17 protein-coding genes and 1 riboswitch are annotated in these 21,057 nt (G+C 74.6%); of the genes, 10 read left to right on the forward strand and 7 right to left on the reverse strand.

Features of this window, described 5'->3' with window-relative positions:
* Nucleotides 1-38: 38 nt before the first annotated feature.
* The 3 genes from AC07VC_RS09435 (at nucleotide 39) to AC07VC_RS09445 (ending at nucleotide 5,758) form a co-directional block, all read left to right on the forward strand.
* Nucleotides 39-3,656, forward strand: coding sequence for a S8 family serine peptidase (locus AC07VC_RS09435; protein ID WP_494724459.1), 3,618 nt, complete (start codon nucleotides 39-41; stop codon nucleotides 3,654-3,656).
* Between the two features lie 108 nt (nucleotides 3,657-3,764).
* Entirely contained in the window at nucleotides 3,765-4,892 is a 1,128-nt protein-coding gene (locus tag AC07VC_RS09440) for an ATP-binding cassette domain-containing protein (RefSeq protein WP_494676519.1), read from the forward strand.
* Nucleotides 4,889-5,758, forward strand: coding sequence for an ABC transporter permease (locus tag AC07VC_RS09445; protein ID WP_494676518.1), 870 nt, complete (start codon nucleotides 4,889-4,891; stop codon nucleotides 5,756-5,758). Before AC07VC_RS09440 ends, AC07VC_RS09445 begins: the two co-directional genes overlap by 4 nt.
* 69 nt (nucleotides 5,759-5,827) lie before the next feature.
* Here the strand turns inward: AC07VC_RS09445 and purU are convergent, their stop codons facing one another.
* Nucleotides 5,828-6,700 (reverse strand): formyltetrahydrofolate deformylase, encoded by an 873-nt coding sequence (purU, locus tag AC07VC_RS09450; RefSeq protein WP_094116548.1) that lies wholly within the window; start codon nucleotides 6,698-6,700, stop codon nucleotides 5,828-5,830.
* A gap of 77 nt (nucleotides 6,701-6,777) precedes the next feature.
* On the opposite strand from purU, the gene AC07VC_RS09455 reads away from it, so the two are divergent.
* The 3 genes from AC07VC_RS09455 to AC07VC_RS09465 all read left to right on the forward strand — a co-directional run bounded on the left by AC07VC_RS09455 (nucleotide 6,778) and on the right by AC07VC_RS09465 (nucleotide 10,413).
* A complete protein-coding gene (locus tag AC07VC_RS09455; protein ID WP_494676517.1) occupies nucleotides 6,778-8,088 on the forward strand; it encodes an MFS transporter in 1,311 nt (436 codons plus the stop codon).
* Between the two features lie 73 nt (nucleotides 8,089-8,161).
* Nucleotides 8,162-9,082, forward strand: coding sequence for a hypothetical protein (locus tag AC07VC_RS09460; protein WP_317230128.1), 921 nt, complete (start codon nucleotides 8,162-8,164; stop codon nucleotides 9,080-9,082).
* An 80-nt stretch (nucleotides 9,083-9,162) separates the two neighbouring features.
* The gene (locus AC07VC_RS09465) at nucleotides 9,163-10,413 is read left to right on the forward strand and encodes an Nramp family divalent metal transporter (RefSeq protein ID WP_494676516.1); all 1,251 of its coding nucleotides are present in this window, start codon (nucleotides 9,163-9,165) and stop codon (nucleotides 10,411-10,413) included.
* A gap of 26 nt (nucleotides 10,414-10,439) precedes the next feature.
* Here the strand turns inward: AC07VC_RS09465 and AC07VC_RS09470 are convergent, their stop codons facing one another.
* Nucleotides 10,440-11,117 (reverse strand): metal-dependent transcriptional regulator, encoded by a 678-nt coding sequence (locus tag AC07VC_RS09470; RefSeq protein WP_494676515.1) that lies wholly within the window; start codon nucleotides 11,115-11,117, stop codon nucleotides 10,440-10,442.
* A gap of 119 nt (nucleotides 11,118-11,236) precedes the next feature.
* Here AC07VC_RS09470 and AC07VC_RS09475 point away from each other — a divergent pair, with 119 nt between their 5' ends.
* Nucleotides 11,237-12,268 (forward strand): aldo/keto reductase, encoded by a 1,032-nt coding sequence (locus AC07VC_RS09475; RefSeq protein WP_494676514.1) that lies wholly within the window; start codon nucleotides 11,237-11,239, stop codon nucleotides 12,266-12,268.
* On the opposite strand, the gene AC07VC_RS09480 is transcribed toward AC07VC_RS09475, so the two are convergent.
* Nucleotides 12,177-13,646 carry an MFS transporter gene (locus AC07VC_RS09480; protein ID WP_317230124.1) on the reverse strand — a complete coding sequence of 490 codons (1,470 nt, stop codon included), beginning with the start codon at nucleotides 13,644-13,646 and terminating at the stop codon, nucleotides 12,177-12,179. The two genes, AC07VC_RS09475 and AC07VC_RS09480, sit on opposite strands and share 92 nt — an antisense overlap.
* Before the next feature lie 148 nt (nucleotides 13,647-13,794).
* Here AC07VC_RS09480 and AC07VC_RS09485 point away from each other — a divergent pair, with 148 nt between their 5' ends.
* Nucleotides 13,795-14,652: a LysR substrate-binding domain-containing protein gene (locus AC07VC_RS09485; RefSeq protein ID WP_494676513.1), complete on the forward strand. Its 858-nt coding sequence runs from the start codon at nucleotides 13,795-13,797 to the stop codon at nucleotides 14,650-14,652.
* A 9-nt stretch (nucleotides 14,653-14,661) separates the two neighbouring features.
* On the opposite strand, the gene AC07VC_RS09490 is transcribed toward AC07VC_RS09485, so the two are convergent.
* Together AC07VC_RS09490 and AC07VC_RS09495 are read right to left on the reverse strand one after the other, a co-directional pair.
* Nucleotides 14,662-15,168, reverse strand: a complete 507-nt coding sequence (locus AC07VC_RS09490; RefSeq protein WP_494676512.1) for a hypothetical protein — start codon at nucleotides 15,166-15,168, stop codon at nucleotides 14,662-14,664.
* A 40-nt stretch (nucleotides 15,169-15,208) separates the two neighbouring features.
* Nucleotides 15,209-16,855, reverse strand: coding sequence for an alpha-amylase family glycosyl hydrolase (locus tag AC07VC_RS09495; RefSeq protein WP_494676511.1), 1,647 nt, complete (start codon nucleotides 16,853-16,855; stop codon nucleotides 15,209-15,211).
* 233 nt (nucleotides 16,856-17,088) lie between these two features.
* Nucleotides 17,089-17,172: riboswitch (ZMP/ZTP riboswitch) on the forward strand.
* 32 nt (nucleotides 17,173-17,204) lie between these two features.
* On the opposite strand from AC07VC_RS09495, the gene glyA reads away from it, so the two are divergent.
* Together glyA and AC07VC_RS09505 are read left to right on the forward strand one after the other, a co-directional pair.
* Complete coding sequence (gene glyA / locus AC07VC_RS09500) at nucleotides 17,205-18,482, forward strand: serine hydroxymethyltransferase (RefSeq protein ID WP_104343436.1); 1,278 nt, start codon at nucleotides 17,205-17,207, stop codon at nucleotides 18,480-18,482.
* Between the two features lie 11 nt (nucleotides 18,483-18,493).
* Nucleotides 18,494-19,396, forward strand: a complete 903-nt coding sequence (locus AC07VC_RS09505; protein WP_317230322.1) for a bifunctional methylenetetrahydrofolate dehydrogenase/methenyltetrahydrofolate cyclohydrolase — start codon at nucleotides 18,494-18,496, stop codon at nucleotides 19,394-19,396.
* 63 nt (nucleotides 19,397-19,459) lie between these two features.
* Here AC07VC_RS09505 and AC07VC_RS09510 read toward each other — a convergent pair whose 3' ends face one another.
* The gene (locus AC07VC_RS09510; protein ID WP_494676510.1) at nucleotides 19,460-20,101 is read right to left on the reverse strand and encodes a gamma carbonic anhydrase family protein; all 642 of its coding nucleotides are present in this window, start codon (nucleotides 20,099-20,101) and stop codon (nucleotides 19,460-19,462) included.
* Nucleotides 20,098-21,024 carry a GNAT family N-acetyltransferase gene (locus AC07VC_RS09515; protein ID WP_494676509.1) on the reverse strand — a complete coding sequence of 309 codons (927 nt, stop codon included), beginning with the start codon at nucleotides 21,022-21,024 and terminating at the stop codon, nucleotides 20,098-20,100. The genes AC07VC_RS09510 and AC07VC_RS09515 overlap by 4 nt, the downstream gene beginning before the upstream one ends.
* Nucleotides 21,025-21,057 lie beyond the last annotated feature (33 nt).

Below are 21,057 nucleotides of genomic sequence, written 5' to 3' on the forward strand. Positions count from 1 at the left end.
TCGGGGCGCGTGCGGGCCACTCATCCCCACTGAAGGACGTGTTCGTGATCCCACGCTTCTCCAGGCTCCGCACGGAGCCGAACCGCGCAGCATCCCTGCGCAGGGCGACGGCCTCCGCCGCCATCACCGCCCTCGTCGCAGCCGGCCTCGTGACCGTCGGAGCCGGAGGCGCCATGGCCGCCCCCGCCCCGACCGTCGCGAAGCAGGCCGTCGACCTGAAGGACGGCCGCTACATCGTGACCCTCGCCGACGAGGCCGCCGCGACCTACCAGGGCGGGGTCTCCGGGCTCGCCGCCACGCAGGCCCGATCGGGCACGCAGCTCGACGCCGACGCCGCTCCGGTCGTCGAGTACACGGACTACCTCGAGGGACAGCAGGAGGAGGTCGCCGCCAGCGTCGGCGCCGACATCGACTACTCGTACTCCCTCACGGTCAACGGCTTCTCGGCCGACCTCACCGCCGAGCAGGCGGCACGGCTCTCGAGCGACCGCAAGGTCGCGAGCGTCGAGCCCGACCGCATCTACCACCCCACCTCGACCCCGGCCATCGACTTCCTGGGGCTCACGGGCCCCGACGGCGTCTGGGCGGAGACGGGCGGGCAGGACTCCGCGGGCGAGGGCGCGGTCATCGGCGTCATCGACACCGGCATCGCCCCCGAGAACCCCTCCTTCGCGGGCGAGGCGCTCGGCACGACGGCGGGCGACGAGCCCTACCTCGACGGGTCCACGATCCGCTTCGACAAGGGCGACGGGACGCAGTTCACGGGCCTGTGCCAGACCGGCGAGCAGTTCACCGCCGCCGACTGCAGCACGAAGGTGATCGGCGCGCGCTACTACGTCGACGGCTTCGGCAAGGCGAACATCGGCACCGCGAAGACGGGCGAGTACGTCTCGCCGCGCGACGGCGACGGGCACGGCTCGCACACCGCGTCGACCGCGGCGGGCGAGTCGGGCGTCGAGGCGACCATCGCGGGCGCCGAGCTCGGCGAGATCTCCGGCGTGGCACCCGCGTCCAAGATCTCCGCCTACAAGGTGTGCTGGTCGGGTCCCGACCCCGCCGTCACCACCGACGACGGCTGCGCGGGCGCCGACCTCGTCGCCGCCATCGAGCAGGCGACGGCGGACGGCGTCGACGTCATCAACTACTCCATCGGCGGCGGATCGGCCGAGACCACGGTCTCCGCGACCGACGTCGCGTTCCTCGGCGCCGCCGCGGCCGGCATCTTCGTGTCGGCCTCTGCGGGCAACTCCGGCCCCGACTCCTCCACCCTCGACAACGCCTCGCCGTGGATCACCACGGTCGGCGCCAGCACGGTGGCGGGCAACTTCCAGGCCACGGCCCAGCTCGGGGACGGCCAGGCCTTCGCGGGCGCGTCGATCACGGTCACCGAGCCCGTCTCGGGCGCCTTCGTCACGGCGGCCTCGGTCGCCGCGGCCGGCGCCACGACACCCGCGCTCTGCGGTCCCGGCGTCCTCGACCCGGCGAAGGCCGCGGGCACGATCGTCCTGTGCGAGCGCGGCACGTTCGACCGCGTCGCCAAGTCGGCCGAGGTCGCCCGCGCGGGCGGCATCGGCATGGTGCTCGTGAACCCGACGCCGAACTCGACGGACTCCGACACCCACGCGGTGCCGACCGTCCACCTCGACGCGGACGTCTACGCGGCCGTCACGGCCTACGCGTCCACGCCCGGCGCGACCGTCACGCTCGTCCCGGACAACACGACCGGCATCGAGGAGCCGACCCCCCAGGTCGCCGGCTTCAGCTCGCGCGGCCCGGTCCTCGCGGACGGCAGCGACATCCTCAAGCCCGACGTCACGGCGCCCGGCGTCGCGATCATCGCGGCGACCAACAACGTCGAGGGCGGCGAGCCGACCTACGGCCTCCTCTCCGGCACGTCGATGGCGGCCCCGCACGTGGCCGGCCTCGCGCTGCTGTACCTGGGCGAGCGCCCGAACGCGCCCGTCTCGGAGATCAAGTCGGCCCTCATGACCACCGCGTACGACACGGTGGACGGCGACGGCCAGCCCGTCACCGATCCCTTCGTGCAGGGCGCGGGTCACGTCGACCCGACCGAGTACCTGGACGCCGGGCTGCTCTACCTGAACGGCCTCGACGACTGGCTCGCCTACATCGCGGGCGTGGGGATCGAGACCGGCTCCGACCCGATCGACCCCTCGGAGCTCAACCTGGCGAGCATCGCGATCGGCACCCTGACGGGCGCCGAGACCGTGACCCGCGAGGTCACCTCGACGGGCGCCGGCACCTACACCGCCACCGTCCAGGGCCTCGAGGGCATCGAGGCGGACGTCACGCCGAGCACGCTCGAGTTCACCGCGGCCGGCCAGACGAAGTCGTTCGAGGTGGCCTTCACGCGCACCACGGCGACCGTCGACGAGTACGCCACCGGGTCCCTGACCTGGACGAGCGCCGACCACGTCGTGCGCAGCCCCGTCGCCGTCAACCCCGTCTCCATCGCGGCCCCGGCCGAGGTGCAGGGCACCGGCATCGACGGATCCGTCGACGTCACCGTCACGCCGGGTGCCACGGGCGAGATCGCGCTGACCGCCGAGGGCCTCGCCCCCGGCGTCGTCATCCCGAACCCGAAGGACAAGCGGTCGCCCTTCACCGGCTCCGGCAAGGCGAAGTCCTCCTTCACCTACCCGGTCACCGTGCCGGAGGGGCTGCTGGCCACGCGGATCGACGTCGACTCGGCGGACGACGCCGCGGACCTCGACCTCACGGTCACGCGACTCGAGGGCGGGAAGGCCGTGGAGCAGTTCGTCTCGGCGACCGCGTCGGCCGACGAGTCGGTCACCATCGAGGACCCGACCGCGGGCTCGTACGTGGTGCAGGTCGACGTGTTCTCGATCCCGAAGGGGACGCGCACGCAGGACTTCACGGTCACCACGTTCGACCTGTCCACGACGACGGACGAGGGCGCCTTCCAGGTGTCCCCGAACCCGCTCGACGCGGTGCAGAGCACCCCGCTCACGTACACGGCGTCCTGGACGGGCCTCGAGCCCGAGACCGCGTACCTCGGTCGCGTGGCCTACTCGGGCAGCGCCGCCACGACCTACGTCCGCGTGGAGTCGGGCCCGATCCCGGCACCGGTCGCCACCGCGCCGCCCGTCATCTCGGGCTCGCCCGTCGTCGGTCAGACGCTCACCGCGTCCACCGGCGAGTGGGAGGCCGAGGGCCTCGCGTTCTCGTACCAGTGGTACGCGGACGGGAAGCCGCTCGCCGGCCAGACGCGCGCGACCTACCGGGTCTCGCCCTCCGTGGCGGGCAAGTCGATCACCGTCGTCGTGACGGCGAAGCCGGCCGCGGGGCTCTCGGGCACCGCCACGAGCGAGGCCGTCGTGGTAAAGCTGGCCAGCACCGTCACGGTGGGCCTCAAGCCGTCCGTGGTGACGAGCACGCAGAAGGCCGTCGTCACCGTCAAGGTCGACAGCGCCGCCAAGGCGGCGCCGACCGGCACGGTCGTCGTGCAGGTGGGGTCGGACTCGTTCGACGTCACGCTCGACGCGTCCGGCACCGGCCGCGTGGAGCTGCCGGCGTACGCGAAGGGCCGCTACACGGTCACCGCTACGTACGCGGGCGACGACGCCAACGCCGCGAGGACCAGCTCGCCGAAGTACCTCTCCGTGAGCCGCTGACCCGGCTGACAGGAGGGAAGTCCCCGAGGGGCGGGTGCCGGTCGGCATCCGCCCCTCGCGGCGTCCGGGATCCATTGCGCGGGGAAATCACCGGCGCTAGCATGCGCCATGGCCGTCATCGAAGCCGAGGGGCTCGTCAAGACCTACCACCCGCGCGGTGCGCCGCCGGTGCACGCGCTCGCCGGCCTCGACCTGCAGGTCCCGGAGGGCACGGTCCTCGGCCTGCTCGGGCCGAACGGCGCCGGCAAGACCACCGCCGTCAAGGTCCTCACGACGCTCGTCCGACCGGACGCGGGCACCGCGCGGGTCGACGGGGTCGACGTGCTCACGCGCGGGGCGGACGTCCGGGCGATGATCGGGGTGTCCGGCCAGTACGCCGCCGTCGACGAGAACCTCACCGCGTTCGAGAACCTCGACATGGTCGGCCGGCTGTACCACATGGGCCGGCGCGCCTCGCGGGCGCGGGCCGACGAGCTCATCGCCACCTTCGGGCTCACGGAGGCGCGCGACCGCGCGGTGAAGGGCTTCTCGGGCGGCATGCGGCGGCGCATCGACCTCGCCGGCGCCCTCGTCGCCCGGCCCCGCGTGCTGTTCCTCGACGAGCCGACCACCGGCCTCGACCCGCGCAGCCGGCTGGGGCTCTGGGACGTCATCACGCAGCTGGTGACGGAGGGCACGACCGTGCTGCTGACGACGCAGTACCTCGAGGAGGCGGACCGGCTCGCGGACGACATCGCCGTGATCGACGGCGGGACCGTCATCGCGCGGGGCACCGCCGACGAGCTGAAGAGCTCCATCGGCGGCCACCGGGTGGAGGTCGCGCTCGTGCGCGACGCGGACGGTCCGGCGGTGCGGGGGATCCTCGAGCGGGTCGGCACGACGTCGCCCGCGGTCTCCTCGGACGGCCGGACCCTCTCCGTGCAGGTCGACGACGGGCCGCGCGCGCTCGCCGCGGTCGTCGGCGAGCTGACCGCCGCGGGCGTCGAGCTGCACGACGCGGGCATGCGCCGCCCGACCCTCGACGACGTGTTCCTCCGGCTGACCGGCCACGGGACGGACGACGGGGACGGGGAGCAGGGGGAGGGGCCGGCGGATCCCGCCGCGGCCCGGCCGTCCGCCGCGGAGCCGCCGGCGGGGCCGGCACCGGACGCCGCGCCGGATCCCGCGCGTGCCGCGACCGCGGATCCACCGCCGTCCGACCACCCGCGCCGCGACGCCCGACGGGCCGCGTCGTGACCGCCGTGGACGGCCGCCGGGAGACGTCCGGGGCGTCCGGGGCGCCCGCGCGCCCGGAGCAGCGCGCCACCCTCGCGACGTGGCTCACCGACGGCTGGATCGCCACGCGCCGCAACCTCATCAAGATCAAGCGGCTGCCGGACATCCTCGTCTTCACGCTGATCCAGCCGATCATGTTCGTGCTGCTGTTCAGCTTCGTCTACGCCGGCGCGATCGACATCCCGGGCAGCGACTACAAGGAGTTCATCATGGCGGGCATCTTCGCCCAGACCGTGGTGTTCGGCTCCACCTACTCGGGCTCCGCGATGGCGAACGACCTGAAGGACGGGATCATCGACCGGTTCCGCACCCTGCCGATGAGCCCCTCGGCGGTGCTCGTCGGGCGCACCAACGGCGACCTGCTCATCAACGTGTTCTCGATGGCCGTGATGCTCGCGACGGGCTTCGTCGTCGGCTGGCGGGTGCGGTCGAGCCTCCTGGAGGCGCTCGCGGGGGTCGCCCTCCTGCTGCTGTTCGCGTACGCGCTCTCCTGGGTCATGGCGTTCCTCGGCATGAGCGTGCGGAGCCCCGAGGTGATCAACAACGCGTCGTTCCTCGTGCTGTTCCCGCTCACCTTCATCAGCAACGCGTTCGTGCCGAGCGACACGCTGCCGACGCCGCTGCGGGTGTTCGCCGAGTACAACCCGGTGTCCTCCGTGGTGCTGGCCGCGCGGCAGCTCTTCGGGAACGTGCCGCCGGGCACGCCGGTCCCCGACGCGGTGACGCTGCAGCACCCCATCGTGACGACCCTGATCTGGGCGGTGGTGCTGCTCGTGGTGGCCGTGCCGCTGGCCGTGCGGAAGTACCGGACGATCAGCACGCGCTGAGCCGGGCGGAGCGGAGCCGCGCCGCGGCGGTCGCCCGCGTCGGCGTGGGCGTCGGCGTCGGCGTCGGCGTCAGCGGAAGATGATGGTGCGCGCGCCGTCGAGCAGCACCCGGTGCTCCGCGAACCAGCGGACGGCCTGCGTGAGGGTGCGGGACTCCTCGTCCTGCCCGATGGCCATGAGCTCCCGCGCGCTCCGCGAGTGGTCGACCCGCACCACGTTCTGCTCCACGATCGGGCCCTCGTCGAGGTCGCTCGTGACGAAGTGGGCGGTCGCGCCGATGAGCTTCACGCCGCGCGCGTGCGCCTGCTTGTAGGGGTTCGCCCCCTTGAAGCCGGGCAGGAAGGAGTGGTGGATGTTGATGATCCGGCCGCTGAGCGCCGCGCACAGCCCGGGGGAGAGGATCTGCATGTAGCGGGCCAGCACCACCAGCTCGATGTCGTGCTCCTCGACCGCGCGCATCACGCGGGCCTCGAACGCCGCCTTCGACCCCTCGTCCGTCACGGGGACGTGCTCGAACGGGACCCCGTAGAAGCCCGCGAGGTCGGCGAGGCGCCCGTGGTTGCTGAGCACCAGCGGGATCTCGACGGGCAGCTGCCCCGCGCGCTGCCGGAACAGCAGGTCGTTCACGCAGTGCTCGGCCGTGGAGCCCAGCACGAGCGTGCGCAGCGGCCGCCCCACCTCGTCGAGGTGCCACGTGGCGTCGTACCGCTCGACCACGGCGGAGAGGGCGTCGGCCAGCCGGTCGTCGTCGTCCGCGGCCTGCACCTGCAGGCGCATGAAGAACCGGCCCGTGTCGGCGCTCGAGAACTGCTGCGACTCGGTGATGTCGCCGCCCGCCGCGACGATGGCGCCCGCGATGGCGTGCACGATGCCCGGCCGGTCGTCGCAGGAGAAGCTGAGGACGCGGTGGGGCGCGCGGGCGCGGGTGGCCTGGTCGGTCATCCGTCTAGGCTATTGCCTGGCTGCGCGGATCCCGCCGGCCCCGGGAGCTCTCCCGCCGTCACGTCCCCTGGGTCCACATGACGAACACCTCCCCCATCTTCCTGCCCGATCCCGACCGGGCCGCCGGCCGCGCGCGGCGCTCGCTGGCGGCGCACGACGCGTCGGATCCGGCGTTCCGCTTCCCCTGGGTCGGCATCCTGACGCTCGCGGCGTGCGTGTTCCTCAGCGTCACGAGCGAGATGCTGCCGACGGGCCTCCTCAGCGAGATGAGCGGCGACCTCGGGGTCGAGGAGTCGCGCGTCGGCCTCCTCGTCTCGGTCTTCGCGATCGCGGTGGTCGTGTCCAGCGTGCCGCTCGCGGCCCTCACCCGCCGGGTCCCGCGGCACGCGCTCCTCCTCGCGGTGCTCGCGGTCTTCGCGACGAGCAACCTCCTCACGGCGCTCGCGCCCACGTTCGAGCTCGTCACCGCGACCCGCGTGCTCGGCGGGCTCGCCCACGGCCTGTTCTGGGCCATCGTCGGGGCGTACTCGGCGCACCTCGTGCCGCCCGCGCTCATCGGCCGCGCGGTCGCGCTCACCGTCGGCGGCGGGAGCCTCGCGTTCGTGCTGGGCGTGCCCCTCGGCACGGCGGCCGGGCAGGCGTTCGGCTGGCGGGCGGCGTTCGCGGGCATCGGCGTCCTGACGCTCCTCGGGATGGTGCTCGTGTGGCGCTTCCTGCCCGCGGTCGGCCGGCCCGCCCGCGACGCCCCGCCCGTCGTCGTCGCCGCCCGGCGGCTGGGGATCCGGGAGCGCATGTCCGGGCAGGGCGTCGGCGGGGTGCTGTTCGTGTGCCTCACCGCGATGGTGATCATGATCGGCCAGTACGGCTTCTACACGTACGTCGACCCGTTCGTCACGCGCGTCATGGGCATCCCCGAGCAGCAGCTGAGCGCCATGCTCTTCGGCTACGGCATCGCGGGGGCGGTGGGGCTGCTCCTCGCGGGCACCCTGTTCCCGACGCGGCCGCAGCTGGGGGTGCTGCTGGGGCTCGCGGCGGCGGGGATCGGCGTCGCCTCCCTCGCGCTGGTGCCGGGGATGTGGGCGCTCGCGATCCCCGGCTTCCTCCTGTGGGGCCTGGCCTTCGGCGCGATCCCGACGCTGCTGCAGACCCGGATGCTGCACGCCGCGCATCCCGCGTTCCGCGACACGGCCAGCTCCTTCTACACGACGGCGTTCAACGTGGGCATCGGCGGCGGCGCGCTCGTGGGCGGGGCGCTGCTCGACGGGCTGGGCATCGCGTCGCTGCCGGGGGCGTACCTCCTGGTTCTCGCGGTCTCGGTCGTGCTCGTCGTCGGATCCGCGGGTCGGGCCGTCCGCGTCCGCGCGGCCGCCTCCCGCCCGACGGCCTAGCGCCGCCCGACGGCCTAGCGCCGCCCGACGGCCTGGCGCCGCCCGCCCCGCCCGCCTGCGGGAGGATGGAGCCGTGACCACGACCCCCGCGCCCCTCGGCCTCCTCCTCGACGTCGACGGCCCCATCGCCAGCCCGATCACCCGGACGCTCGCCATCCCGAGCATCGCCGCCGACCTGGTGGAGCTCGCGGCCGCGGGCGTGCCGATCGTGTTCAACACCGGCCGGTCCGACGCCTTCATCCGCGCGCAGGTCGTCGGCCCGCTCGTCGACGCGGGGCTCCCCGCCGGCGCGCGCGTGCACGCCGTGTGCGAGAAGGGCGCGTCGTGGTTCTCGATCACGCCCGAGGGCGCCGGCGAGGTGCACGTCGACGGCTCGCTCGCGCTGCCGGAGGCGTTCATGCGCGACATGGAGCGCCTCGTCGCGGAGCGCTTCGCGGACTGGATGTTCTTCGACCGCACCAAGCTCGCGATGGTCTCCCTCGAGCAGCTGACGAGCGTCGCCTCCGCCGACTACCTCGCCGTGCAGCCCGACCTCGACGCGCGCGCGGTCGAGATGCTGACCGCGCACGGGCTCGGGTCCGTCCTCGAGGGCCGGGAGACGCCCGACGCGGACGGCCGGGTGCAGGTGCGCGTGGACCCGACCATCATCTCCACCGACGTCGAGTCGATCCGGCTCGGCAAGGACCTCGGCGCCGCCCGCGCCCTGGAGCTCCTGGCCGACAGCGGCCCGCTGCCGCTGCGCTGGCGCACGGTCGGCGACTCGCGCACCGACTACGCGATGGCGGACTGGCTGCACGAGAACGGGCACGAGGTCGCGCACGTCGACGTGCGGCCGGCGGACGGCATCCCCGCGACCCCCTACCCGGTCCTCACGGCCGGCGACCTGATCCACGACCACGCCGGCGCCGCGCTCCTCGCGCACTGGGTGCGCGTCGTCCGCGGCGAGGAGGCGGACGACTCCGCGTTCCTCGCGCCGGGCCGCGCGGCGAGCTGAGCGACGGGATCCGGATCCGCCCCTGTCCCCGGCCGCCGACGGATGTTAGCCTCGGCTAACACTTCATCGGAGAGGCCGTCATGACCCGCACCGCTCCCACCCGCCGGCGCGCGGGCCGGCCCGTCACCGGCCCGCGCCTGGTGCTCCTGCTGGGCCCTGCCTTCGTCGCGGCCATCGCCTACGTCGACCCCGGCAACGTCGCCGCCAACCTCACCGCGGGCGCCCGGTACGGCTACCTGCTGGTGTGGGTGCTCGTGGCGGCGAACCTCATCGCGGTGCTCGTCCAGTACCAGTCCGCGAAGCTGGGGCTCGTCACCGGCCGCAGCCTCCCCGAGCTCCTCGGGCAGCGCCTGCCGACCACGCGGCGCCGCGCGTTCTGGGTGCAGGCCGAGCTCATCGCCGCGGCGACCGACCTCGCCGAGGTCATCGGCGGCGCGATCGCCCTGCACCTGCTGTTCGGCATCCCGCTGCTGGCCGGCGGCGTGATCGTCGGCCTCGTGTCCATCGGCCTGCTCGCGGTGCAGTCGCGGCACGGGCAGCGGCCGTTCGAGCTCGTGATCGGCGCCCTGCTCCTCGTCATCACCGTCGGCTTCCTCACGGGCCTCGTCGTGAGCCCGCTCTCCGCGTCGGGCATCGCGGGCGGCCTCGTGCCCCGCTTCGACGGTCCGGACAGCGTGCTGCTCGCCGCGAGCATGCTCGGCGCGACCGTCATGCCGCACGCGGTCTACCTGCACTCCTCCCTCAGCCGCGACCGGCACGGCGTGCAGCGGGACCCGGGCGTGCTGCGACGGCTCCTGGCGGCGACGCGCTGGGACGTGATCGCCGCGCTCGCCGTGGCCGGCGCCGTCAACATCTCCATGCTCCTCATCGCGGCAGCGAGCCTCGGGGGCGTCCCCGGCACCGACTCCATCGAGGGCGCGCACGCGGCCATCACCGCGTCGCTCGGTCCCGTCGTGGGCGTCGTGTTCGCGGTCGGCCTGCTGGCGTCCGGGCTCGCGTCGACGTCGGTCGGCGCGTACGCCGGCGCCGCGATCATGGGCGGGCTGCTGCACGTGAAGGTGCCGCTGCTCGCGCGCCGCGTGGTGACGCTCATCCCCGCGCTCGCGATCCTCGCGGTGGGCGTCGACCCGACCACGGCGCTCGTCATCAGCCAGGTGGTGCTGAGCCTCGGGATCCCGTTCGCGCTCATCCCGCTCATCCGCCTCACAGGCGACCGCCGCGTGATGGGTGAGCACGTCGACCGGCCGCTGACGCGCATCGCCGCCTGGGTCGCGGTCTCGCTCGTGGTGGTGCTGAACGTGGCGCTGGTGGCCCTCACCTTCGGCGGGTGAGGGGCGGCGGCCGACCGCGCACGGGGTCAGCCGGCGTCGGAGACCCAGACCGCGGACGCCGCGGCGGGCGTGAGCGGGCGCCCGGCGGACCCGTCGACCGTCACGACCACGGCCCCCGGGTCGGCGTCGAGCGCGGCGGTGCGGACGAGCGTCGCGTCGAGCCCGATGCCGTGCTCCGCGAGCTCGCGCAGCAGCCGCGGGTCCTCGTCGGAGATGCGGCGCACGCGCAGCGGGCGGTCGGCGTGCGCCTCCGCGAGGCGCGTCGCGTCGGGCAGGTGCGGCTCGCCGTCGGCGGACGGGATGGGGTCGCCGTGCGGGTCGCGGGACGGGTGCCCCAGGTGCGCGTCGATGCGCGCCACGAAGTCGTCGGAGACCGCGTGCTCGAGCACCTCGGCCTCGTCGTGCACCTCGTCCCAGCCGTAGTCGAGCACCTCCACGAGGAACGTCTCGAGCAGCCGGTGGCGCCGCACCATCTGGATCGCGTGCCGCCGCCCGTCGTCGGTGAGCTCGATGCTCCCGTAGGGGCGGTGCTCCACGAGGCCGCGCGCGGCGAGGCGGCGGAGCCCGTCGGACGCGGTGGCCGGCCGGACGCCGAGCCGCTCCGCCAGCCGGGTGACGGTGACGGGCTCGTCGGACCACTCGGTCGCGGTCCAGATGAGCTTCAGGTAGTCCTGGGCGGCGCTGGTGAGCTCGTCGACGGACATGCCGCCATGGTACCGAGCGTCCGCGGACGGCCCTCGGCCGACCCGCGATGCCGGGGCGGTGCATGCTGGAGGGTGACCGCGGGCAGGGACGCCCGCGGCGCATCCGATGGAGGAACCACATGCAGTACCGCACTCTCGGCAACAGCGGCGCGATCGTGTCGACCTACGCGCTCGGCACCATGACCTTCGGCGCGGAGGCCGACGAGGAGACCTCGGGCCGCATCCTCGAGGCCTACGTCGCGGGCGGCGGCACGTTCATCGACACCGCGGACGTGTACAGCGCCGGCGTCTCCGAGGAGATCGTCGGCCGGTGGCTCGCGGCGCACCCGACGGAGGCGGACCAGATGGTCGTCGCCACCAAGGGCCGCTTCCCGATGGGGGAGGGGAACAACGACGTCGGCACCTCGCGCCGCCACCTCGTGCGCGCGCTCGACGACTCGCTCCGCCGTCTCGGCGTCGACACGATCGACCTGTACCAGATGCACGCGTGGGACGCGGTGACCCCGCTCGAGGAGACCCTGCGCTTCCTCGACGACGCCGTGCGCGCCGGCAAGATCTCGTACTACGGCTTCTCGAACTACCTCGGGTGGCAGCTCACGAAGGCCGTGGAGCTCGCGAAGGCGCTCGGGTTCACGCCGCCCGTCACCCTCCAGCCGCAGTACAGCCTGCTCGTCCGCGAGATCGAGTCGGAGATCGTGCCCGCGTCGCTCGACGCCGGCATCGGGCTCCTGCCGTGGTCGCCGCTCGCGGGCGGCTGGCTGACCGGCAAGTACCGCCGCGACGAGGCGCCGACGGGCGCGACGCGGCTCGGCGAGGACCCGGAGCGCGGCATGGAGGCGTTCACGCCGCGGAACGGCCAGGAGCGCACGTGGGCGATCCTCGACGAGGTGCGCCGCATCGCCGACGCCCACGGGTCGAGCTCCGCGCGCGTCTCGCTCGCGTGGCTCGAGGCGCAGCCGGCGGTGACCAGCGTGATCCTCGGCGCCCGCACCGTGGAGCAGCTGGAGGACAACATGGCGAGCGCCGACCTCGACCTGACCGCGGAGGACATCGCGTCGCTCAGCGCGGTGAGCGCGCCCGTGGTGTCCGACTACCCGTACGGCCCGGCCGGCGTGCAGCAGCGCCACCGCGCGATCGACGTGCGCGGCTGAGCCGGCCGCCGGCCGCCCCCTCGTCCGCTCCGGCGACGCGGGGGCGACCGGCACCCGCCGCGCGCGGGGTGATCCGCACCCGCGGGACGTGCCGGCGCACCACGACCTCCAGGGTCAGCTGGCCGCGGCGGGCGAGGATCCCGGCCACGACGGCGGCGGCCAGGGCGGGCACGCCGCCCGAGACGACCATGCCGACGTGCACGCCGAACGCCTCGACGATCCCGCCCATGAGCGGTCCGCCCACGGCCTGGCCGCCGAGGAGCACGAGCACGTAGACGCTCATGACCCGCCCGCGGATGGCGATGTTGCTCGAGAGCTGCACGAGCGAGTTCGCCGCGGTCTGGAACAGCAGCGCCGACATGCCGACCGTGACGAGCACGACGGCGAACGGCGCGATGCCGGGCATGAGGCCCGCCGCCGCCTGCAGGAGGCCGGTGATCCCCACGCCGACCACGATCGTGCGCAGCCGGACGCTCGCCCGCCGGGTCGAGAGCAGCGCGCCCGTGAGCGCGCCGACGGCGACCATGGAGTTGAAGAAGCCGTAGCCGCCCGCGCCCACGTCGTAGACGTCGCTCGCGAACGCCGCCAGCAGCACGGGCATCGTCAGCCCGAAGACGCTGAAGACCGCCACGAGGACGACGGGCCACAGGATGGTCGGCTTCGACCGGGCGTACCGGAGGCCCTCCGCGAGCTGGCCGCGGCGCCGCGGCGCGGGCGGGATGCGGATGAGCTGCCGCGCGTCGAGGCTCCACAGGGTGAGCACCACGACGACGCACGCGAGCGCGTTGATCGCGAACGACCAGCCGGCGCCGACGGCGAGCAGCAGGATCCCGCTCAGCGCCGGGCCCACCATGCCGCCGAGCTGGAACACGGAGGAGTTGACGCTGATCGCGTTGCGGAGGTGCTGCTGCCCGACGATCTCGGTGACGAACACCTGGCGCGCGGGGTTGTCGATCACCGTCACGAGGCCCGTCGCGAAGGCGATGGCGAAGATGTGCCACGCCTCGACCCGGCCCGTGAGCGTGAGGACGGCGAGGAGCGCGCTCAGCACGGCGTAGGTGCCCTGCGTGATCATCATCAGCATGCGCTTCGAGCAGCGGTCGACGATGACGCCGCCGAGCAGCCCGAAGAACAGCATCGGCGCGAACTGCATGGCGACCGTGATGCCGACCGCGGTGACGCTGCCGGTGAGCTCGAGGACGAGCCAGTCCTGGGCGATGCGCTGCATCCACCCCGAGGTCATGGCGATGACGTTCGAGGCCGTGAAGCGGCGGAAGTTCGGCACGCTCAGGGCGATGAGGGTGTGGCGCCACGGCGGGCGCTGGGTCTGGATCGGGAGCGGGGCGGTCGGGGGGAAGGCGTTCGGCGGCGGGGTCACTTCATCCTGCGGTGTGCGTTGCGTATGGGCGGATCGGTTCCGTATGGGTCGGCCCTCGTGGGGCCGACGTCGACGCTACCCGCGGCCTTCCCATTCGGATCCCGTCTCGACATGATGAGTGTCATCACCAGATCGAATGGGAGCCCGAGTGCTGGATCCGACCCTGCTCGCCACGTTCCTCGCCGTGGCCGACACCCGCAGCTTCACGCAGGCGGCCGGCCGGCTCGGCGTCAGCCAGCCGACCGTGAGCCAGCAGGTGCGGCGGCTCGAGCGCGCCGTCGACCGCACCCTCATCGCCCGGGACACCCGACGGATGAGCCTCACCGACGCGGGAGACGCCATGGCCGGGTTCGCGCGCACCATCCTCGCGGCCCACCAGGCGGCCGAGAGCTACTTCGGCGGATCCGAGGTGAGCGGCCGCCTGCGCTTCGGCACCGCGGACGACCTGGCCATCACGCAGCTGCCGCGCATCCTCCGGCACTTCCGGCAGCTGCACCCGCAGATCGAGCTGGAGCTCACGGTCACGCAGAGCGGGCCGCTGCACCGGCGGCTCCTGGCGGGGCAGCTCGACCTGATCCTCACGAAGACCACGGTCGACGAGCACCCGTCCGCGCGGCTCGTCGGCCGCGACCGCATGGTGTGGGTCGGCCTCGACCGCACCCTGGTGGAGCCGGGCGCCACGGTCCCGCTCATCGCGTACCGGGCGCCGAGCATCAGCCGGCAGATGGCGATGGACGCCCTCGAGCGGGCCGGCCGCACCTGGCGGATCACCTGCAGCACGCGCGACGTGAACGGCGTCCTCGCGGCCGTGCGCGCGGGCATGGGGGTGGCGGTGCTGCCGCAGGCGCTCATCCCGACGGACCTCGTGAAGGTCACCTCGCGGCTCGGCCTCCCGGAGCTCGACGAGGTCGACTACGTGCTGATGGACCACCCGGCGGGGCCACGCGCGTCGATCGAGGCGCTGACCTCGGCGATCATGTCGCGCGGGGTGACGCGCGCCAGCTGAGCTCGCGGGCTACCAGCGGGCGACGGGCGGCAGGCCGTCGTCGGCGAGGCCGGCGTCGCGCGCCCGGCCCCGGCGGCCGCGGGCGCGCCCGCCCGGCTGGTGCGGGGGCTCGGGGAGGTCGGGATCGGCGCCCGGCGTGCCGGGCTGCTCCAGCTGCATGGCGAGGGCGCGGAGCCGCGCGTCCATCTCGGCGTGCGCGGCGGCGGCCTCGGCGATGCGCGCCCGCTCCTCGTCGACGTCCGCGGGCACGCGCGTGGCCTCCTCGAGCGGCAGCGCGTCGGCCTCCGCCTCGGCGAGCCGACGGGCCCGGCGGCGCGAGGCGAGGATGCCGAAGGCGCCCACCCCGATCTGGAACGCGCCGAGCCAGCCCGACGCGTCGTTCACGGGCGCGAGCATGTGCCACGCGCCGAGCGCGATCCAGCCGATGTTGACCCACATGGGCCATGCGAACCCGGACGCGCCGCGCGCACCCGAGCCCTCTCGCGGCTGATCCCCGCCGCGTCCCTCGTCGCTCATGCCGTTCCTCCGTGCCGACCCGCCTGTGGATGCGAGTGTGTCACGGCAGGTGGGGAGTGGCCTGGAGCCAGACGAACGTCCGCGGACTCAGCACGATGCCCTTCGTCAGGCGGAGCCGCTCGTCGCGCACCAGGTCGACGGCCTCCTCGGCGAAGCCGCCGAGCGTCTCGGCGGAGACCGTCGCGGCCTCGTCGCCCAGGTTGGCGAGCACGAGGACGGTGCCGTCCTCGTGCGGACGCTGGTAGCCGAGGACGTGCGGGTCGTTCGCGTCGAAGCCGACGACCCGCGTGCCGCCGAGCGCGGGGGTCGCCCGCCGGACGGCGACCAGGCGCCGGATCCCGGCGTGGATGACGCCCGTGCTGGTGGTGCGGTCGTCGCGCTGGTCGTAGCGCTCGAACGGGTAGAGCGGGCGGTTGACCCACCTGCTGTCGTCGGCGTGCGCGGGCACGTCGTCGTAGCCGTAGTCGTTCAGCTGCCCGACCTCGTCGCCGAGCACGAGGAGCGGCAGCCCGCCGGTGCTGAGGGCGATGGAGTGGGCGAGGAGGATGCGCTCCACGGCGCCCGGGTCGTCCTGCTCCAGGCCCGCGAGGGACGCCGTGGTGCCGGCGACCGCGCCGCCGGGGTGCTCGACGCCGCGTGCGTGGCTGCCGGGGAAGCGGCCCACGTGGTACTCGGCGAGGAAGCGGCGGTGCTCCTCGGGGCCGATGCCGAGGGCGCGCGCGTCCTCGTCGTCGAAGGACCAGCGGAGGGCGTCGTGGCTGCGGACGCGCGTGATCCACGCGGATCCGGCGGGGGCGTCGGCCCGGCGCCCAAGGGCGCGGGAGAGCAGGGACGCGGAGCGGGTGGCGAGCGCCTCCCAGACGAGCGCGGTCAGGGCCGGGTCGTCGGCGAGGCGCACGGCGTCCCCGTCGAGGAGCGGGGCGCCCGCGCGCGGGTCGGCGTCCGCGGCGGCGGCCAGCGCGAGGGCGGGGGCCGTGCGGCGGGCGAGGCGGGCGACCAGGTGCAGCAGGGCGGCGCGGTCGGCGTCGGGGCGGTCGCCGAGAACGTCGGCGGGGTCGACCCGGACGACGTCGGCTCCCACGGCGGCGAGGGCGGCGGCCTCGCGCACGGCGCCGCGGATCCGCTCGGGGAGGTCCGCGCCCGCGTCGGCGGGGGAGAGGTCGACGGCCAGGGTGAGGCCGGCGTCGTGCAGGGCCTCGGCGAGGTCGGACAGGTCGGCGGCGGAACCGAGGCCGGCGCGCACGCGGATCCCGGGGGCCAGCCGCGCGGCGTCGTCGTCCGCGAGGTCCTCGGCGCGCTCGGCGACGGGCGTCACCTGGAGGTGGGTGAGGCCGAGGTCGCGGAGGGCGGGGATGCGGGCGGCGAGGCCCGGCAGGTCGTCGGCGTACCGGTCGACGTAGCAGACGCCGCCGGTGCGGCGGTCGAGGTCGAGAGCCGGATCGCGGGGCGCGGGGGGACGGACGGCGCGCACGCCGCCGAGGTCGTCGGCCAGCGCGTCGGCGAGGGCGTCGGCGGCGTCGCCCACGAGCGGGCGGAGGTCGGCGGCGAGGGCGTCGCGGTCGACGGGGGGCGCGGCCTCCGGCGCGACGGGGGCGCGGTCCTCGGCCGGGAGGGCGGCGTCCGGGCGCGCCGGGTCGTGGTCGTGTCCGCCTGCCGCGGGATCGGTCGTGAGCGCTGCGCTCCCCATGCTCGGTCCTTCCTCCGCATACGGCGGGCACCGTCGCCCGACCCCCTGATCCTACGGGCGGGCGGTCCCCGTGACCGGCTGGATCGTTCGTGCCCATCGGGATTCCTCGCTGACCGGCCAGACGACCGTCGCGCCGGCGGCGGAGGGGCACGGCCACGGCGACCGCGGGGGAGCGTCGAGGCCCGTGCGTCGACCGTCCCCGCCTCGCGTCCGCGCCCCCACCCGGGTAGGCTCGACGACGTCGCGACTGGCGTTCGGATGGGTCACCATCGGGGAGCGACTCACACGGTTGGTGGCCGTACGCCTGGGCCACGACGCATCCGCTCGTCCACCGTGCACAAGGAGTCCCATGCCCGTCGACCAGTCCTTCAACGCCCCCCTCTCCGAGGTCGACCCGGAGATCGCGGCCGTCCTCGAGCAGGAGCTCGGCCGCCAGCGCGGCACCCTCGAGATGATCGCCAGCGAGAACTTCGTGCCGCGCGCGGTGCTGCAGTCGCAGGGGTCCGTCCTGACGAACAAGTACGCGGAGGGCTACCCGGGCCGCCGCTACTACGGCGGCTGCGAGTTCGTGGACGTCGCCGAGCAGCTCGCCATCGACCGCGCCAAGAGCCTCTTCGGCGCCGAGTTCGCGAACGTCCAGCCGCACTCCGGCGCGACCGCCAACGCCGCCGTCCTCGCCGCCATCGCGCAGCCGGGCGACACGATCCTCGGCCTCGAGCTCGCGCACGGCGGCCACCTCACGCACGGCATGAAGCTCAACTTCTCCGGCAAGCTCTACGACGCCGCGGCCTACGGCGTGGATCCCGACACCTTCCTCATCGACATGGACGTCGTGCGCGAGAAGGCGCTCGAGCACCGCCCGCAGGTCATCATCGCCGGGTGGTCGGCCTACCCCCGCCACCTCGACTTCGCCGCGTTCCGCGCGATCGCCGACGAGGTCGGCGCGAAGCTCTGGGTCGACATGGCGCACTTCGCCGGGCTCGTCGCCGCAGGCGTGCACCCCTCTCCCGTCCCCTACGCGGACGTCGTCTCCTCCACCGTGCACAAGACGCTCGCCGGCCCCCGGTCCGGCGTGATCCTCAGCCGCGACACCGCGCTCGCCAAGAAGCTCAACTCGGCCGTGTTCCCGGGCCAGCAGGGCGGGCCGCTCATGCACGTCATCGCGGCCAAGGCCACCGCGTTCAAGATCGCCGCCACCGAGGAGTTCGCCGACCGCCAGCGCCGCACCATCCAGGGCGCGCAGATCCTCGCCGAGCGCCTCGTCGCCGCCGACTCCACCGAGGCCGGCGTCTCCGTGCTCACGGGCGGCACCGACGTGCACCTCGTCCTCGCCGACCTGCGGGACTCGCCCATCGACGGCAAGCAGGCCGAGGACGCGCTGCACGAGGTGGGCATCACGGTCAACCGCAACTCGGTGCCGTTCGACCCGCGCCCGCCCATGGTCACCTCGGGCGTCCGCATCGGGACGTCCGCGCTCGCGACCCGCGGCTTCGGCGAGACCGAGTTCACCGAGGTGGCGGACATCATCGCCGAGACCCTGAAGCCCGGGAGCGACCTCGCCGCCCTCCGCGCGCGCGTGCTGACGCTCACCGACGGATTCCCGCTCTACGAGGGCCTCGAGCAGTAGGGCGCCGGACGATGACCGCAGTGAAGCTCGACGGCGTCGCCACCGCGTCGGCCGTCAAGTCCGAGCTCGCCGTGCGCATCCGCGCGCTCCGCGAGCAGGGCCTCGTCCCCGGGCTCGGCACGCTCCTCGTGGGCGACGACCCGGGATCCCGCTCCTACGTCGCCGGCAAGCACCGCGACTGCGCCGAGGTGGGCATCGAGTCCATCCGCGTCGACCTCCCGGCCGACGCCACCGAGGCCGACGTGCGCCAGGCCATCGAGCGCCTCAACTCCGACCCGGCCGTCACGGGCTACATCGTGCAGCTGCCGCTCCCCGCCGGGATCGACGAGAACGCGATGCTCGAGCTCATCGACCCGTCGAAGGACGCCGACGGGCTGCACCCGACGAACCTCGGGCGGCTCGTGCTCGGCGTGCAGGGCGAGCTCACCTCGCCGCTGCCGTGCACGCCGGCCGGCATCGTCGAGATGCTCGAGCGCTACGACGTGCCGATCGCCGGCCAGCACGTGGTCGTCGTCGGCCGCGGCCTCACGGTCGGGCGTCCGCTCGGCCTGCTGCTCACGCGGAAGGGGCTCGACGCCACCGTCACGCTCACGCACTCGCGCACCCGTGACCTCGAGCAGGAGGTCCGCCGGGCGGACATCGTGGTCGCGGCCGTGGGGGTCGCGGGCCTCATCCAGCCGGACTGGGTCAAGCCCGGCGCCGCGGTGCTCGACGTCGGCATCACGCGCGTCGTGGATCCCGAGACGGGCAAGGCGCGCCTCACGGGCGACGTCGATCCCGCCGTCGAGGAGGTGGCCGGCCACCTGTCGCCGAACCCGCGCGGGGTGGGCCCGATGACCCGGGCGATGCTGCTCGTCAACGTGGTGCTGGCCGCCGAGCGCGACGCGCGCCTGGCCGCCGAGCTGCGCGGCTGACGGCGCTCGCCGCGACAGCGCTGGACTCGACCGCGCGGCGGCGGTGCGGGAGGGGACGGCCGGTCAGGCCGTCCCCTCCTCGCGTCCGGGGTACGGGGCGGAGGCGGATCCGAATCCGGATCCGGATGCGGATGGGGATGTCGACCCGGCGCCGAGGAGCGCCGCCGGCGTCGGGACCGTCCCTGCGTGCAGCCGCGCGTTCTCCGCGTAGTGCGCCGCATTCGCGCGGAGCCCCGCGACCTCGTCGTCCGTGAGCTCGCGCCGCACCCGGCCGGGCACGCCCGCGACGAGCGAGCGGGGCGGGACGACCTGCCCCTCGAGCACGACCGTGCCGCCCGCGAGCAGCGACTCCCGGCCGACCACGGCGCCGTTCATGACGGTCGCGGACATGCCCACGATGCAGTCGTCCTCGATCGTGCAGCCGTGCAGCACCGCGCCGTGGCCCACGCTCACGCCGGTCCCGACCGTGAGCGGGAAGCCCGCGTCGACGTGGCAGCTCACGTTGTCCTGCAGGTTGGAGCCCGCGCCGATCGCGATGTCGGCGGCCTCCGCGCGGAGCACGGCGTTGAACCACACGCTGGATCCGGAGGCGAGCGACACCCGCCCCACGATGCGGGCGCCCGCGGCCACGAGGGCGGCGGCGGCGACGTCGGGCGCGGGCGAGCCGGGGAGCGCGCGGACGGTGGCCTGGGGATCGACGGTCATGCGGCCAGGGTAGGCGCCGGGCGCATGCGCGTGCCGCGGTCCATGGGCGCGAATCCCGCGGCGACGTACGCGTCCCAGGGCGCCCGGTAGTAGGGGAGCGGGGAGCTGTTGATGAGGACGTCCCGGCCGCCGAGCTCGCCGACGCGGCGGCAGACGTCGAGCGCGAGGATCTGCGCGAGCCCCCGGCGGCGGTGCGCGGGCACGATGCCGAGCGGCTCGAGCTCCGCCCATCCGCTCGCCGGGTCGAGCCAGGCCGTGCACGTGCCGGCCAGCGAGCCGTCGGGCGCCTCGACCACGAGGTCGAGGTCGGGGCGGTAGGGGGCCGAGGCCCGGACAGCCGCGTACGCCCGGTCGTCGAAGCGGCTCTCGGCGGCCGGGTCGATCCCGTCGCCGGACCCGTCCGTGAAGGGCAGGTCGACGGGTCGCCAGGCGCGGCGGTGCGCGTCGACGCGCCGCCGCTCCTCCCCGGGGGCGACCGGGCGGATCGCGTAGCCCGCGGGCGGCCGCGCGCCGGTGTCCCGGGCGGGGTGGCGGAGCCCGGCGAGCGGGACCTCCTCGTCGACGAAACCGCGGTCGGCAAGGATCCCGCGCAGGCGGTCCTGGCCGCGGTGCACGGCGACGCTGACGGGTCCGCCGCCTGCCGCGTCGAGGACCCAGGCGGCGAGCTCGGCGGTGGTGGCGTCGTCACCGGGGGCGCACTCGACGCGCGCGTCGTCGGGGGAGCAGCCGGCCCAGCCGACCATCCCTCCCGCGGCGTCGCGCACCACGGCGATCCGCGCGGGCAGCTGCCCGGTGGCGGCCTCCCACGCGAATCCGCCCGGGTGCGTGGACGCCGGGAACCACGCCGGGAGCGCGTGCCCGATGTCGCGGACGGCGTCGTCCCGGGCGTCGACGACCTCGGTGAGGCCCGCGGGTGGTCGCATGCCGCCGAGCCTAGGGCGGTCCGACGCGGGGGC

The sequence above is a fragment of the Clavibacter sp. GW821-FHT01D01 genome, assembly GCF_059422605.1.